The sequence below is a fragment of the Pseudoduganella sp. UC29_106 genome (assembly GCF_044055365.1).
GTDB lineage: Bacteria > Pseudomonadota > Gammaproteobacteria > Burkholderiales > Burkholderiaceae_D > Rugamonas.
Genome location: NZ_CP171977.1, coordinates 2764865 through 2778998 on the forward strand (window position 1 = coordinate 2764865; position 14134 = coordinate 2778998).

Here is a 14134-nt window from a genome sequence, read left to right on the forward strand (position 1 = left end):
TTTTTACCCCGGTATTCCGGGCGCATCAATTACGCAACGTTTTGATAACAAAAATGTACTTTAACTATTCATATTTTCTGCGTAACCACAGGCTGCTCGCCCAGCCGGTTTGTTCGCGTCCATCCGCTTCGGCCTTGATCTGCCACCAGTCGCCGCGGCGTTTGCCGGTCGGCGTGACCATGGCGCCGGCGGGCACGGTGGCCAGGCGTTCGGCACTGGTGCTCGGGTCGGCGCGCAGGTTCAGGGCGCGGTGCACGCGGAAGGGCTGGGCGGGAATCTCTGCGCTTGCGCCTATGCCTACGCCTGCGCTGACCGGCGCCGCCCTGGCGAGTGCGTTGGCGGAGACGGGCGTGCCGAAAGCGTGCATCAGCAGCGCGCCAAGCGCCCAAGTGCCGCCCACCAGGACCGCCAGCCCGCGCGCGGTGGGGCGCCGCCACCAGGCGCGCGGCGTGAGGTAGGAGGCCAGGACCAGGGTCATGGCCAGGCCCGCGCCGTATGCGGCCAGGTGGTAGGCGGTGAGGTTCATGGTCATTCAGGCATCAAAGCGCAGCACATAGTGGCCGGCCACGACATGGTGCCCGGGCGGGATGGTGAAAGCCTGGTCTGCAATGGCGGCGACGAACTGCAGTTGCTCGTTCAGGTGGTACAGCGCCTGCGTGGGCGACTGGCGGATCAGCTGCAGGCCGTCCGCAGTCGCTTCGAAGGAGAAGGCGTTGCGGGAGAGACCGATGCGGTCAGGGCTGGACGGCGCTGCCCCCGCCGCGGCAGCCTGCGTCGTCGTCAGCATCCACGGCGCGTCCAGTGGACGCAGTACGGCGCTGGGCGCGATGCTGCGTCCAAAGTCCGTGCGCGCGCCGGCGGCGAGCGGCAGACTGCATGCCTCCGCCAGCGTAAGCAGCGCGCAGTAGCGCTCTGCCATCTCCGCCGGCACTGGCTGCAGGCGCAGGGTACGCGCACCCGTCGGGGAGAAATTGGCGGGCGCCGTGACACGCTGGCGCCCCGCATCGGTAATGGCTATGAGCTCATCGGCGTCCGTCGCGACCAGGGTGATGGCGCGGTCGGCGGCGGGGTTACGGGCGATGGCCAGGGTCGGCGTGAACGGGATTTCCAGGGAAATGGCGCCGGTGTCGCGGTAGCGGCTCAGGCGGGGCAGGGCCAGCGCGGCCAGCGTGAGGCGCTGCAATGCGCCTGGGGCGAAGGTGGCGTCGCTTTCGCCTGGGCGGGCCAGCAAGGCGGCCGGCGACGGCGCTGCGGCCGGGACGGCGGTCACTTCGCCGGTATCATCGCCGGCAGCCGCCGCGCGGCGCTGCCAGACCGCCGGACGGCTTTCCGCAGGCGCTGGCGGCACCGGCGCCGGCCGCGCGCTGCGTGCTGCAGCCGACGGAGTCGGCGTTCCGGCCGCGCGCGTAATCTTCAGCAGCAGCCGTTCGCTGCCGCCCATCCTGGAACGGATGGCATAGGCGCCCAGGCTGGCGTCGAACGAGCAGTCGAAAGCTTCCTTGGGCCGCACCTGCACTACGGGTTCGCTATCCGGTCCGTCATTGACCAGCAGGATCGCCCCATCGCCGGCAAACGGCCATCCCGGCGCAAGCACGCTGGCGACAGCCTCCTGTCCGCCGATCAGCGCCAGGCGCTGGTTGGGGTAGACAGCACAAACCGGCTTCCACACGGCGCTGTCGCGCGACACGCTGACGTTGAACAGCGCCTTCTCTTCGGGCGAAGGCACATACACGGCATGCCCGAAGCAGATCTGGATTTCGCCCGGCGCCAGGTCTTCGGCGCCGGTCACGCCATAGCGCACCTGGTCGCTGCCGAGCAGGTCGCCGAAGTCTTTCTGGTGCAGGGCCGCCAGCGTTTCGGCCAGTTCGCGCACACGGTTGCCGCGGGTAAGGTGGTAATCGTCATCCACGTCTTCCTGCGGCAGGCGCAGGGTGACATGGGAAAAGCAGCGGGTGGCGGCGTGCCCGCGCTGCTCGCGCGGGCTGCGCTCGAGCAGGTCACGCAGCAGGGGACGGCGCGAGAACAGCGAAAAGCCCGGCGACTGCCAGATGGCTTCGGCGTTGAAGACGTCCGGAATACGGTCCAGGGTCTCATGTTGGACGTAGATCGGCATGATGCATCACTCCTCTAAAGATTGCGCGCTGACGGCACTGAACGCTAGCAGGGGGAGCAGGAAAAACAGCAGATGGCTGCCGCCTGCCGAGAGGAAACTCATGGGCTGGCCCATGACAGGGAAAATGGCCAGGTTCGTGCCCCACGAGAGCAGGAAATGTCCAAACACGAAAGCGGCGCCGCCGCACAGGGCAAAGCAGCGGAAGCGCGCCTGCCAGGCCTGGCGGAAGTTGCGCGCCGCGGCTGCGCTGTGTGCCGCCCGTGCGGCGATCAGCAGCAGGCCGCTGAGGAAGCCCGCTTGCAGGCACCATAGCAGCAGCGCGGGCAGCAGGCCGTGGCGGTTGAGGAAGAAGGACGGCGCGAAATCGTCCTGCACGGCGGGGATGGCGGTGCTGCTGCCGGCAGGCTGGCCCAGGGCGCGCAGGCCGAACATGCTGTCCGCGCCAGCCAGGCCGCCTTCGGCAATGGCGCTGGCGCCTTGCAGCAGCTGCTGCCCCGTATGCGGGTGGCGCTCGGGTTCGAGCCAGACCTGGAAGCGGTCGGCATAGAAGCCGCCGGGCAGGCGCGCGAGTCCTTCCGGTCCACCCTCGCGCAGAATGGCGACGCTGGCTGTTCCGGCAATCGCGATTGCTGCCATGCCTGCCACCAGTTTCCAGTTGCGCGCCGCGAGGGCATAGGCGAGGGCGGTGGCGCCGGTCCACAGCATCAGCAGCACCAGCGGCGAGTAGTCGTCGACCTGCACCAGGGCGAAGGCCAGCAGGACGAGGAAGAGCAGGGCGGGAGCGATCAGGCGCAGCCAGTGGGCGGCCAGCCTGCGTTTTACGTAATGTTTTTGCCAGCCCAGGCGCAAGGCGAGGCAGTGGGCGGTCAACGCGGTAAGGGCGAGCTTGGCCAGTTCGACGGGCTGCAGGTCGAAGACGCCGGTTTCGTCGCCCCACAGCACCTGTGCGGCCAGCGCCATCAGGGCCAGGGTGGCGTAGCTGAGGAGCAGGTATTCGGTTGCGCGCTGCGATGCTGCAGCGCGCTGCGGTGCTTGCCGCCAGAGCGTGGCGGCGGCGCTGCCGATGGCCAGCAAGGAGGCGGTTTTCTGATAGTAGCGCAGCCAGGACGTGTCCTGTGCGCCCAGGCCCAGCTCCAGCTGGGCGAGCAGGCCGGTGGCGAGCAGCAGAAGCGCACACGCGGTGGCGAGCGTGACGCGGCCCGGCGGCGCGAGCCAGATCGCCAGCGAGATTGCGGCCAGGGCCAGGGACAGCGCGGGAGCAAGCGGATGGCCGGTACGCTGCGCGAGCAATGCCGTTACGCCGGCGACCAGCAGGGAAAGGGCGCCAGCCAAAACGGCGGGGGCGCGGCGTGGGCTGCGCAGCGGCGCGCCGGCGCACCCGTCCGGCCAGCGTCGCGCCGCCCAATGCGGCGGCCGCCAGCATGGCAGCGGCAGCGACGATGATGCTGCCCGCCGGCGGCGCGAAGGACGACGGAGCGGCGGTCGCGGGCGCCCAGAGCGTGCGAGGCTGCCAGGTCCAGCTGACTTGCGGGGGCAGCCGGACTTGCGGCTGGCCGAACAGGGCCACACGCCGGCTTGGCGCCAGGAGGAAGGTGTCCGCGGAAGAGGCGAGGACCGACAGGCGGGTGGCGCCGAGGGAAATGGCGGTGACGCCGGCAAGGGAGCGGGGCGCGCGGGTGGTGTCGCTGAGGCGGAGCTGTCCATTGGCGCGGGACATGAAAGCGCTGTCCGGCGCCAGGCCGGGGATGCCGAGGCGGTTGCCGCAGTGCAGATTGCCGCCGAACTGCAGGGTGCGCGCGATGGTCAGCGCCTGCGGCGCGGCGCGGTTCCACAGCGCGATCAGGCGCGCCGGCCAGCGCGCATCGGGGCAGGACGCTTGTGCGGCGCCGTTGCGGTAGAGCGTGGCGCCGTCGAAGCGCCAGCGCTCTCCGGCGAGAAGGAATTCAGCCTGGCGCTCATCGGCGTGCAACACTGCAAATGATGTGGCGCCAAGCTGGAAGCTGGACAGCCCGGCCACTGGTGTGGTGGCCAGCGATTCGTCGCCGCCTTCCCGCGACAGCAGAGGCGCGCGGGAAGCGGCCAGCTGACGCAGCTGCCACTCGCCGCTGACCGTGCGCGAGATTTCAATGTGGGCGCTGTCGGCCAGCGGCGCGGCCAGTTCCCGGCGGCCAAGCTGCAGGGATTCGCCGGGCTGCAGGTGGATAGCAATCCGGCCCGGCTGCCAGGCATCGGGCGCGCGCAGCAGGGCGAAGACCTGCAGCCCGCACAGCAGGGCGAGGCCCAGGAGGACGAGGGTGCGCAAGCGATTCATGGCTGCAGCCAGCCATTCAGGACTGTCGGGCGGCCGAAGTGCGCCATCGGCGCGGCGGCGGCGTGCGCACGGGACGGGTCTGTCCGGTCGAGTAGCGCGAGGATGGCGGCGAGCTGGCGGCTGATCTGGAGCGCGTGGCGGGGCCGGTCGTCCGGAGACTGCGCGAGCAGGCCGCGCAGCAGCGACAGGGCCGCGCAGCGCGCAGCAACAGGCAGGTCGCGGACGAAGCGCGCCTCCTCTTCGGGCTGTAGCGTGGGTGGAACGCCGCCGTGCGTGGCGAGGAGGGCTGTGGCCCCGTCGGCGAGGCGTTCGCGGTAAGCCTGCCCGCAAGCGGCGCAATAGGAAAGCGACTCGCCGCCGGTGACGAGGTAGTAGCACAGGGCCCCCAGAGCGAAATAGTCGCTCTGCACGCCGGTGGCATAGCCGCCCCCCGGCGCGGGAAAAACTGTTCCGGCGCCTGCCAGTTGGCGGTGCCGGAATAGGTGTGGGCGTGCAGCGACTCGAGCCGGCGGTTGGTGCCGAAATCGGCCAGCTTGACGGCGCCCAGGCGCGTGTCCACCAGCACATTGGCCGGTTTCAGGTCCAGGTAGCGCCAGCCGTATTGATGCACCTTGGCGAGCGCCTGGTTGAGCTGCGCCGTCCAGCGAAACGCCTGCAGCGGCGGCGGTGGCGCGGACGCCATATGCCGCGCCAGATCGCCATCCAGCAGCTCCAGCGCAAGCACCGGCAAGCCCTCGTGCCAGCCGCTGTCCAGCAGGCGCACGATATGGCGCTCATCCCAGGGCTCGAGCGACTGCAGGAACGCGATTTCACTGGCGGCGCTGGCGATCCAGCGCTCCCGCAATGCGGGCAGGGCGCGCGACATCTGCGCCTGGTTGACCAGCTTGAGCGCCACGTCGCCCGTGCCATGCGGACCGCTGGCGCGCCAGATCACGCCATAGGCCGATCCGGCAATCTGTTCGTGCAGCTGGTAGTGCCCCAGTTCCAGTGTGATGGTGTCCATGCCTTCCCTCCGGCTATGGCTAGCGGAGGGAAAGGGAAAGACTCAGGCTTCCTGCAACTGGCGCGCGTTCAGGTAGCGGCCGTAGGCCTCGGACACTGCAGCGCGGAGGTCGTCCGGCTGCACCGGCTTCTCGATGAATTTGTAGATCGCGCCCATATTGATCGCCTGACGCGTGACATTGAGGTCGTCGTAGCCGCTGAGCATGATGCGCACGGTATCCGGATACATGCGCCGTGTGCGGCTGAGGAAGTCGACGCCGTTCATCTCCGGCATGCGCTGGTCGCACAGCAGCACGCCGATGTCATGGCGCGCCAGCAGTTCGAAGGCATGCTGGGGGCTGGTGGTGGCGAATACCGTGTAGCCCTCGGTGGACAGCAGCAACTCAAAATAGGCCAGCAGGTGCGGATCGTCGTCCAGGATCAGCAGGGCGGGACGGCCCATCTCGTCGATCGGAAGGCACTTGCCTTCGCGCAGCAGCTGCGCCAGCTCGTCGGCCGGCAGCGGCTTGCTGAAGTAATAACCCTGCACGATATCGCAGCCGCGCGCCGACAGCAGCGCAAGCTGGGCCTCGCTCTCCACGCCCTCGGCCACCACTTCCAGATGCAGGCTGTGGGACATGGTGATGATCGAATCCGAAATCGCCAGGCTGCCCGGATCGGTGGTGATGTCGCGCACGAAGGAGATGTCGAGCTTCAGGCGATCGATGGGGAAGCGTTTCAGGTAGCTCATGTTCGAGTAGCCGGTGCCGAAATCGTCGATGGAAATCTCGACGCCGATGGCTTTCATGGCTTCCATCAGCGGCACGCTGCGTTCCGGATCGTTCATCGAAATGCTCTCGGTCAGTTCCAGCTCCAGGTAGCGCGGCGCCAGGCCGGACTGCTCGAGCGCACTCCGCACCGTCTCCTCCAGGCCCGGCTGCGCCACTTGGCGGGCGGACACATTCACCGCCACCGGCACTGACGGCAGCCCGGCGTCCTGCCAGGCCTTGTTCTGCCGGCAAGCCTGCTGCAGCACCCATTCCCCGATGGGGATGATCAAGCCGCTTTCCTCGGCATAGCCGATGAAGTGTCCGGGTCCGATCAGTCCCTGCTGGGGATGGCGCCAGCGCAGCAGCACTTCCAGTCCCACCACCTTGCCCGAGCGCAGGCTGACCTGGGGCTGGTAATGCAGCTCGAATTCATTCTTCTCCAGCGCCTGGCGCAGGCTGGCTCCCAGCTGCAACTGGCGCCGTGCGCGTTCCTGCAATTCCGAGGTGAAGAACTGGAAGCCGTTGCGGCCCTGTTCCTTGGCGCCGTACATGGCCGCTTCCGCGTTGCGCAGCAGCGCTTCCGCCTCCAGACCATCCTGCGGATAGCTGGCCAGCCCGATGCTGCAGTTGATTTGCACATCCTGCCCGGCCAGGTCTACCGGCTGCGCGATGTTATCCAGTACGCGCTTCACCAGCTCGGTGATATGGGACTCCATGGTCAGCTCGTTGACGGCGTGGCTGTGCAGCAGCAGGATGAACTTGTCGCCGCTCATGCGGGCCACCGTATCGCTGGCCCGCACGCAGGACAACAGTCGGCCGGCGATCATCTTCAGCAATTCATCGCCCTTGGCGTGGCCGAGGTTCTCGTTGACCAGCTTGAAGTCATCGAGGTCGATGAAGGCCAGCATGATGTGGTCCTTGCGGCGCTGGCCGGCGACGATGGCCTGCTTCAGGCGGTCCGTCAGCAGGCTGCGGTTGGCAAGGCCGGTGAGGGCGTCGTACTGCGCATGGTGCGCCAGCTGTTCGGCATCGTTGCGGGCCTCGGTAATGTCATTGAAGATGGCGATAAAGTGTTCGGGTTCGCCTTCCTCGCCGAGCACGGGCGCCACGTGGACTTCGTTCCAGAACGGCGTGCCATCCTTGCGGTAGCTGCGCAGCACCGCATGCCCTTCGCGCCGTTCGCGCAGGGCCAGGCGGATCTCCTCGAAAGCCTGCTGCTGGTTGTCCTCGCCGACGAGGAAGTTGACGCCTTTGCCTATCGTTTCGTCAGCCGCATAGCCGGTGATGCGGGTGAACGCGGTGTTCACGTATTCGATGGGGAATCCCTGCCGTGTAAGGCTGGCGATCATGATGGCGTTGAAGCTGGACTCGATGGCGCGCTCGCGCAGGTGCAGGTCCGCTGCGGAAGCCTGCAGGGCCTTGCTCATCGTATTGAAGGACGCCGCCAGTTCGCCGATCTCGTCGCGCGAATCCAGGTCCACGCTCACATCGCGCTCGCCACGCGACAGGCGCAGCGCTGCGCTGCTGAGCAACTCAATGGGACGGGAAACCTTGCGTGAGACATACAAGGCGCAGCCGAGCGCCAGAAGCAGTCCCAGGGTGCCCACCCCGACGACAAGTCCGAGCGTTTCGCGCACCTGCTGCTCAAGCACGCGGTAGACTGGCGTGTACTCATACGTGAGGGCTGCAACGATCTGGCGCCTGTTGTCGTACACCGGTACTACAATCTGGCGCATTTCCGGCGTGTGCGCAGTCGCCTGTTCTTTCATGGTACGCGGCCGGCCATCCTGTAGCGTTTGCGCCACAACGTCCCGGCGTGGCCCCTTCTTCGATGACCTCGCCGACACCCGCCTTGTCCACGTCGGCCATAACAGTGAAATTGCGGTCGATGATTTCCAGGTCGCGGTTCTGCCGTTGCGCCATGAAATCCATGATGTCCTGGTACGTGGCGCTGTCCTGGTCGAAGGACGCCATGGTGGCGATCGCCGTCGCCACATTCTGCGCTTCGGCGACCACGGACATATGGGCGAGCTCGCGCAGTCGCTCCAGCCCCAGTGTGCCTACGCCGCCCACAATCAGGAACATCGCTGCCGTGGCGGACGTCAGCTTGGTCGAAATGCGCATCAAACCCCCAGAGCCAGCGCGTGGCTATTTGTTAGATAGTCATATTATGTAATTTAACATTGTTAATTGTATGCCATAGTTCAGGACAAAAAAAAGCCCGGCGCGTGGCCGGGCGTTTCAAGGTGGGCTGAATTACCAGCCGTGGCGGTGATGGTGGCCGCGTCCGGGGCCGTAGTAATACACCGGGGCGGGCGCGTAGTAGCGCTCACGGACATAGACCGGAGCGGGTTCAACGTAGACAGGGGCCGGGCGCACATAAACCGGGGCCGGTTCGTAGTACACCGGGGCAGGCTGCTGGTAGTAGGACGGGCCGGAATTCACGTAGACACGGGTATCCGTATAGCCACGGCCGTGACGGTAGCCGCGGTCCGGGCCGATGGCATTACCCACGGCTGCGCCAACCACGCCGCCGACCAGGGCGCCGCCGGGGCCGTTCTGGCTGCCGATCGCCGCGCCGAGAACGGCGCCTGCTGCGGTGTTGAAGTCACGGTCGCCGGCTGCGAAGGCAGCGGAGGAAGCGGTGAGGGCGGCGCCCATCAGCACCAGCCCAGCGATACGTTTGTCGAACATGGTATTTCCCCTTGTGCTTGCCCGGACCGGAATGGCCCAGGGGTCTCTCATTGGTATTCACTATATCCAAGGGGAAGCAAGTACTCCACGACTAATACAGATTCTTACAATCTAAAATGTTCCCAATCATCCCGTAACAAACTGAAGATTTTGACATCCTGGTAATGGCCGTTCACGAAGAAGGCCTGGCGCAGCGTGCCTTCCTCGCGGAAGCCGCATTTCTGCGCCACGCGGATGGAGCCGATGTTCTCCGGCGCGGTCAGCACTTCCAGGCGGTGCACGGGATTGATGCGGAACAGGTAATCGACCAGCAGTTGCACCGCCTCGGTGGTATAGCCCATGCCGGCCAGGCGCTGGTCGAACAGGCGGTAGCCGATTTCGCGGCTGCTGGGCGTGCGCGTCTTGAAGTGCGTGATGACGCCGACGATGTGGTGGGTGATCTGGTCTTCGACCACGAAGAGTTCATTGTCTTCGGTGACAAAGCCGTTCTGGGTGAATTCGCGCCGCATGACTTCCGGCGACTTGAAGAACAGCGAAAAGTACTCGCCACGCGAGGGCAGGTCGTTGACCAGCGCGATAAAAGTATTGAGGTCCGTGTTGAGCAGATGGCGGACGAGGCAGAGTTGTCCTTTTAGCATAAAACCATGGTAGGACAGGGATGCCGGGCGGTCAATACATTGTGTTACTGCAAAACATTATTAAATAGGATATTGTTACGCGTTCCTAGCGAACATCAACCATCTTCACAGGATACGTATGCAACTTCGCAAGCCCCTTCTGAGCGCCCTGGCGACCTGCCTGCTGGGCGCGGGCCTGATCGGCAATACCTTTGCCGCGCCCAATGACGCCGAAACCCTCGGCAAGATCCGCGATGCCGCCATGCAGGACGACTGGGCGTACCAGCGCCTGGAAGACCTGACCGACCTGGTTGGTCCCCGTTTGTCCGGTTCGCCGGGCGCCACCGCCGCCGTCGAGCAGGTTGCAGACGCCATGCGCAAGCTGGGCGCCAAGGTCACGCTGCAGCCGGTCAAAGTGCCGCACTGGGTGCGCGGCGAAGAGAAGGGCGAGATCGTTGATTACAAGGGCCGTCCCGCCAACATCACGCAGAAAGTGGTGCTGACCGCACTGGGTGGTTCCGGTGCGACCCCGGCCACCGGCCTGACCGCAAACGTGATCGTGATCCGCGACTTCGATGAACTGAAGGCGCGCGCCGCCGAAGTGAAGGGCAATATCGTGCTGTTCGACGTCGCCTTCGACCAGGCCATGGCCGATCGTGGCCTGGCCGGCCCGGCCTATGGACGCGGATCCAGCTTCCGTACCAATGGTCCGCGCCAGGCGGCTGAACTGGGTGCGGTGGCGGCCCTGGTGCGCTCGGTGGGCGGCGCCAACTTCCGCCTGCCGCACACCGGCCTGACCGTGCTGGCCGACGGTAAGCGCATTCCTGCCGCTGCTGTGTCGGCCGAGGATGCGATGCTGATCACGCGCCTGAGCAAGCGCGGTCCCGTGAAACTGAAATTGACCATGACGCCGCAGATGCTGCCGGAAGCGGACAGCTTCAACGTGATCGCCGACCTGCCGGGTACCGAAAAGCCGGAAGAAGTGGTGATCGTGTCCGGCCACTTGGATTCCTGGGACCTGGCCACCGGCGCGCATGACGACGCCACCGGCGTGACCGGCGCCATGGCCGTGATCAAGACGCTCAACCAGCTGGGCCTGAAGCCGCGCCGCACCATCCGCGTGGTGGCGTGGATGAGCGAGGAAAACGGCGGCGCGGGCGGCAACGCTTATCACAAGTCGAACAAGGCTGCGCTGGACAAGCAGATCGCTGCGATTGAATCCGACGGCGGCGCGGGGCGCTCCTTCGGCTTCCAGGCCAGCGTGCGTCCGCAATACGAGAACTGTTTGCCCCGCTGCAGAAATCGCTGGTGCCGATCGGCGCCGGCGTGTTCCAGCGCCGCGACGTAATGGGCGCCGGCGACCTGCATGCCATGGAGGCGGACGGCGTGCCAACCTTCCAGCCGCTGGTGGATACCAGCGCTTACTTCAACTGGCACCACACGGCCGCCGATACTTTCGACAAGGTGAATCCGGATGATGTGAAGCGGCACGTGGCTGTGCTGTCTACCATGACCTGGTATCTGGCCAATATGGAAGAGCCTATTGGACGGGCGCCGGAGCAGCTCAAGTAAAACCCACGGCAAGAGCTGGTGCCAGCCCGCGGCCCCTGAACAGGTGTCTGCCACATCGTGGCAGACACCAGGGTCTGGTTTGGGTTTTAGAAGGCGTTCAACGGAATTTTGAGGTACCGCACCCCATTCTCCTCCGCCTCCGGCAACTGCCCCGCGCTGATATTCACCTGAATCGCCGGCAAGATCAGCACCGGCATCGTCAGCGTCGCATCGCGTTTGGTGCGCATGGCAACGAAGTCCGCTTCCGTCACCCCATCCCGCACATGAATATTGGCAGAACGCTGCTCCGCCACCGTGACCTCCCAGGCGGGGCCGCGGCCCGCAGGCGGATAGTCATGGCACATAAAGAGGCGCGTCTCCGCCGGCAATGAAAGCAGGCGCCGGATCGACTGATACAACTGCGAGGCCGAACCGCCCGGAAAATCGCAGCGCGCCGTGCCCACGTCCGGCATGAACAGCGTATCGCCGACAAACACCGCATCGCCGATCTGGTAAGCCATATCTGCCGGCGTATGTCCAGGCACGTGCAGGGCGCGCGCGGTGAGCGCGCCGATGGCGAATTCCTCGTCCGCTTCGAACAGGCGGCCGAATTGCGAGCCATCCTGCTGTCCCTTGCGCGCGAACACATGCGAGAACGCGTGCTGCACGGTGCGGATGCCTGAACCAATGCCGATGCGGCCGCCGATCTTCTCCTGCAGGTAAGGGGCGGCGGACAGATGGTCGGCGTGGGCATGGGTCTCCAGCAGCCATTCCACTTTCAGCCCGTGCTCGCGGATGAAGTCCACCACGCGGTCGGCCGACGCGGTCGACGTGCGGCCGGCTTTCGGATCGTAATCCAGTACTGAGTCGATCACGGCGCAAGCGCCGCCATCGCGTTCGAACACTACATACGTGATAGTGGAAGTGGCAGGGTCAAAAAATCCTTGGATCTCGGGCTTCATAGCAACTTGATAGGTTTTTGGAGGCGGCGCAATTATATAAAGAATCCTGATATGAAGGGGATGGCGATATGAGTTTTATGATGCAAGGGCCACCGTTTGTAGTGTGCGTGGTGTAATTTGTGCTTCATGCTAATCTTTTTATACGAGGCTATAAGGAGAACGCATGCAAAGATCCGCTCTGCTGCGCATTGCCGTGGTGCTGGCATCCCTGGAGGCAGCCTCGGCCTCCGCCACGAACGTCCAGGACAGCCTGGCCAGCCTGTCGCTGGAAGAATTGAGCAATGTGCGCATCATTTCCGTTTCGCGCCGCGAAGAAAGGCTGGCTGACGCGCCCGCGGCCGTATTCATCATCACTTCCGAAGATATGCGGCGTAGCGGCTCCACCCGGCTCATTGAGGCCTTGCGGCTCGCCCCCAACCTGCAAGTGGCAACCGCCAATGCATCCGGCCAGGTGGCCAGCGCGCGCGGGCACGCCAATAGCGACGGCAATAAGCTGCTGGTGCTGATCGATGGCCGCTCCGTGTATTCGCCGCTGTTCTCCGGCGTGTTCTGGAATGCGCAGGACATGCCACTGGACCTGGTGGAACGCATCGAAGTCATCAGCGGCCCCGGTGGCACGCTGTGGGCACGAATGCCGTCAATGGCGTTATTAACATCATCACCAAGACCGCAGCGGACACGCAGGACAACGTCCTTGCCGTCACCGCCGGCAACCTGGGCAGCTATGGCAGCGCCCACACGGGCGGGCGTGTGGGGCAGGGTGCGTGGCGCGCTTATGTTTCCGGCTTCCAGATCGACCATACGAATACCGCGGCGGGCACCGTTGTCGATGATGCCTGGCACAAGCGCCAGGCCGGCTTCCGCGCCGATTGGGCAACGGGCAGCGACCAATTCACGCTGCAGGGAGACATCTACCGCGCCCGCAAGGGCCAGCCGTTGCCGGGCACGATATCGATCGGCGGCGTGAAGCTCGACCTGCGCAACGAAAACTTCAATGGCGCCAACCTGGTCGGCCGCTGGACGCGCGAGTTCGCGGATGGCGGCAATGTGAGCGTGCAGCTGACCTATGACCACAGCCAGCGAACCGTGCCGCCCACCTTCGCCGAGAACCTGGATATCTGGGACGCGCAGGCGCAGTACACGCTGGCGCCGATCGGCCGCCACGAACTGGCAGTCGGCGCCGAGCATCGCAGTGCCAAGGACAGGCTGACCAACAGCATCTACATCGCTTTCCTGCCGGCCGACGAGCGCCTGCGCTGGTCCAGCCTTTACGCGCAGGACGCGATCACGCTGACCGATAAGCTGAAGCTGATCGTCGGCATTCGCGCCGAGCGCAATCTCTACACCGGCAACGAATACCTGCCCAATGCCCGCCTGGCCTGGAAACCGACCGCCGACCAGCTCTTGTGGACCGCCGCCTCGCGCACCGTGCGTGCGCCATCGCGCCTGGACCGCGACGTGTTCATTCCGGCGAAGCCGCCGCGCATCCTTGAGGGCGGGCCGACCTTCGAATCGGAAGTGGCGCGGGTCTACGAGCTGGGTTACCGCCGCAGCCTGGAGCGGTTCAGCTACTCGGTGAACGTCTACCGCGCTTTCTACGACAAGCTGCACACGGGCGAACTGACGCCGAGCATGCGCTCGATCTTTTTCAAGAACGGCATGATGGCCTCCACCAGTGGCGTCGAAGCCTGGGCCAGCTGGCAAGTCTCGCGCGACTGGCGCCTGAGTGCCGGCGCCACGGGATTGAAGCAGAAGTTCTGGCTGAAGCCCGGCGTGCGCGATTTTGTGGCCTCGCTGGACAAGGAAGGGCGCGACCCGCGCAATACCTTCCTGCTGCGCTCGTCCCTGCAAATCCGCGAGAACTGCGACCTGGACGTGACCCTTCGACACGTTGGCAAATTGTTCAACCCGGACGTGCCGGCCTACCACACGGCGGACATGCGCCTGGCCTGGCGTCCGAAACCGGGCCTGGAAGTGGCGGTGGGAGGCACCAACCTGGCGGGGCCGGCGCACGGCGAATTTACCGAAGTAGCAACCCGGTCCCTGGTGGAGCGCGGCTACTATGTCAATGTGATAAGCCGCTTCTGAGGAAAGCCATACTGAAACCAGCGGCGTAAAGCAAGTGGCTGCCACAT

13 protein-coding genes and 1 pseudogene are annotated in these 14134 nt (G+C 65.4%); 5 read left to right on the forward strand and 9 right to left on the reverse strand.

Translation table 11 applies throughout. From position 1 onward, the window contains the following. Positions 1 to 64: 64 nt before the first annotated feature. From ACHMW6_RS14330 to ACHMW6_RS14340, 3 genes are read right to left on the reverse strand one after another with little or no spacing between them, the layout of a single operon-like run. Positions 65 to 532: an SH3 domain-containing protein gene (locus tag ACHMW6_RS14330; protein WP_395407760.1), complete on the reverse strand. Its 468-nt coding sequence runs from the start codon at positions 530 to 532 to the stop codon at positions 65 to 67. Further along, entirely contained in the window at positions 533 to 2113 is a 1581-nt protein-coding gene (locus tag ACHMW6_RS14335) for a hypothetical protein (RefSeq protein ID WP_395407761.1), read from the reverse strand. It abuts the gene before it with no gap. Between the two features lie 6 nt (positions 2114 to 2119). Further along, positions 2120 to 3445, reverse strand: a complete 1326-nt coding sequence (locus ACHMW6_RS14340) for an FtsW/RodA/SpoVE family cell cycle protein (protein ID WP_395407762.1) — start codon at positions 3443 to 3445, stop codon at positions 2120 to 2122. Positions 3446 to 3638: 193 nt separating this feature from the next. Between ACHMW6_RS14340 and ACHMW6_RS14345 the strand changes: the two genes are divergently transcribed. Next, positions 3639 to 4094 carry a hypothetical protein gene (locus tag ACHMW6_RS14345; RefSeq protein ID WP_395407763.1) on the forward strand — a complete coding sequence of 152 codons (456 nt, stop codon included), beginning with the start codon at positions 3639 to 3641 and terminating at the stop codon, positions 4092 to 4094. 346 nt (positions 4095 to 4440) lie between these two features. Here ACHMW6_RS14345 and ACHMW6_RS14350 read toward each other — a convergent pair whose 3' ends face one another. From ACHMW6_RS14350 to ACHMW6_RS14370, 5 genes are all read right to left on the reverse strand, one after another. Further along, positions 4441 to 5427: a protein kinase gene (locus ACHMW6_RS14350; protein WP_395407764.1), complete on the reverse strand. Its 987-nt coding sequence runs from the start codon at positions 5425 to 5427 to the stop codon at positions 4441 to 4443. A 42-nt stretch (positions 5428 to 5469) separates the two neighbouring features. Further along, a complete protein-coding gene (locus ACHMW6_RS14355) occupies positions 5470 to 7944 on the reverse strand; it encodes an EAL domain-containing protein (RefSeq protein WP_395407765.1) in 2475 nt (824 codons plus the stop codon). Then, positions 7847 to 8299 carry a hypothetical protein gene (locus ACHMW6_RS14360; protein WP_395407766.1) on the reverse strand — a complete coding sequence of 151 codons (453 nt, stop codon included), beginning with the start codon at positions 8297 to 8299 and terminating at the stop codon, positions 7847 to 7849. Before ACHMW6_RS14360 ends, ACHMW6_RS14355 begins: the two co-directional genes overlap by 98 nt. 132 nt (positions 8300 to 8431) lie before the next feature. Next, on the reverse strand, positions 8432 to 8869 hold the full coding sequence (locus ACHMW6_RS14365; RefSeq protein ID WP_395407767.1) for a PXPV repeat protein: 438 nt from the start codon (positions 8867 to 8869) through the stop codon (positions 8432 to 8434). Between the two features lie 104 nt (positions 8870 to 8973). Next, a complete protein-coding gene (locus tag ACHMW6_RS14370) occupies positions 8974 to 9507 on the reverse strand; it encodes a GNAT family N-acetyltransferase (protein WP_395407768.1) in 534 nt (177 codons plus the stop codon). 118 nt (positions 9508 to 9625) lie between these two features. On the opposite strand from ACHMW6_RS14370, the gene ACHMW6_RS14375 reads away from it, so the two are divergent. After that, complete coding sequence (locus ACHMW6_RS14375; protein WP_395407769.1) at positions 9626 to 10834, forward strand: M20/M25/M40 family metallo-hydrolase; 1209 nt, start codon at positions 9626 to 9628, stop codon at positions 10832 to 10834. Continuing rightward, on the forward strand, positions 10795 to 11058 hold the full coding sequence (locus ACHMW6_RS14380) for a hypothetical protein (RefSeq protein ID WP_395407770.1): 264 nt from the start codon (positions 10795 to 10797) through the stop codon (positions 11056 to 11058). Before ACHMW6_RS14375 ends, ACHMW6_RS14380 begins: the two co-directional genes overlap by 40 nt. A gap of 86 nt (positions 11059 to 11144) precedes the next feature. On the opposite strand, the gene ACHMW6_RS14385 is transcribed toward ACHMW6_RS14380, so the two are convergent. Next, positions 11145 to 11999 (reverse strand): MBL fold metallo-hydrolase, encoded by an 855-nt coding sequence (locus ACHMW6_RS14385; protein ID WP_395407771.1) that lies wholly within the window; start codon positions 11997 to 11999, stop codon positions 11145 to 11147. 364 nt (positions 12000 to 12363) lie between these two features. Between ACHMW6_RS14385 and ACHMW6_RS14390 the strand changes: the two are divergent. Further along, positions 12364 to 12564: pseudogene (locus ACHMW6_RS14390) on the forward strand (TonB-dependent receptor plug domain-containing protein); the annotation flags it as partial. Positions 12565 to 12620: 56 nt separating this feature from the next. Next, positions 12621 to 14087 (forward strand): TonB-dependent receptor plug domain-containing protein, encoded by a 1467-nt coding sequence (locus ACHMW6_RS14395; RefSeq protein WP_395407772.1) that lies wholly within the window; start codon positions 12621 to 12623, stop codon positions 14085 to 14087. The last annotated feature ends 47 nt before the right edge of the window (positions 14088 to 14134 follow it).

What these genes read in the sequence shown, in the direction of transcription:
- ACHMW6_RS14330 (WP_395407760.1), bottom strand. Translation starts at nt 532, where the DNA reads ATGACCATGAACCTCACCGCCTACCACCTGGCCGCATACGGCGCGGGC.
- ACHMW6_RS14335 (WP_395407761.1), bottom strand. Translation starts at nt 2,113, where the DNA reads ATGCCGATCTACGTCCAACATGAGACCCTGGACCGTATTCCGGACGTC.
- ACHMW6_RS14350 (WP_395407764.1), bottom strand. Translation starts at nt 5,427, where the DNA reads ATGGACACCATCACACTGGAACTGGGGCACTACCAGCTGCACGAACAG.
- ACHMW6_RS14355 (WP_395407765.1), bottom strand. Translation starts at nt 7,944, where the DNA reads ATGAAAGAACAGGCGACTGCGCACACGCCGGAAATGCGCCAGATTGTA.
- ACHMW6_RS14360 (WP_395407766.1), bottom strand. Translation starts at nt 8,299, where the DNA reads ATGCGCATTTCGACCAAGCTGACGTCCGCCACGGCAGCGATGTTCCTG.
- ACHMW6_RS14365 (WP_395407767.1), bottom strand. Translation starts at nt 8,869, where the DNA reads ATGTTCGACAAACGTATCGCTGGGCTGGTGCTGATGGGCGCCGCCCTC.
- ACHMW6_RS14370 (WP_395407768.1), bottom strand. Translation starts at nt 9,507, where the DNA reads ATGCTAAAAGGACAACTCTGCCTCGTCCGCCATCTGCTCAACACGGAC.
- ACHMW6_RS14375 (WP_395407769.1), top strand. Translation starts at nt 9,626, where the DNA reads ATGCAACTTCGCAAGCCCCTTCTGAGCGCCCTGGCGACCTGCCTGCTG.
- ACHMW6_RS14385 (WP_395407771.1), bottom strand. Translation starts at nt 11,999, where the DNA reads ATGAAGCCCGAGATCCAAGGATTTTTTGACCCTGCCACTTCCACTATC.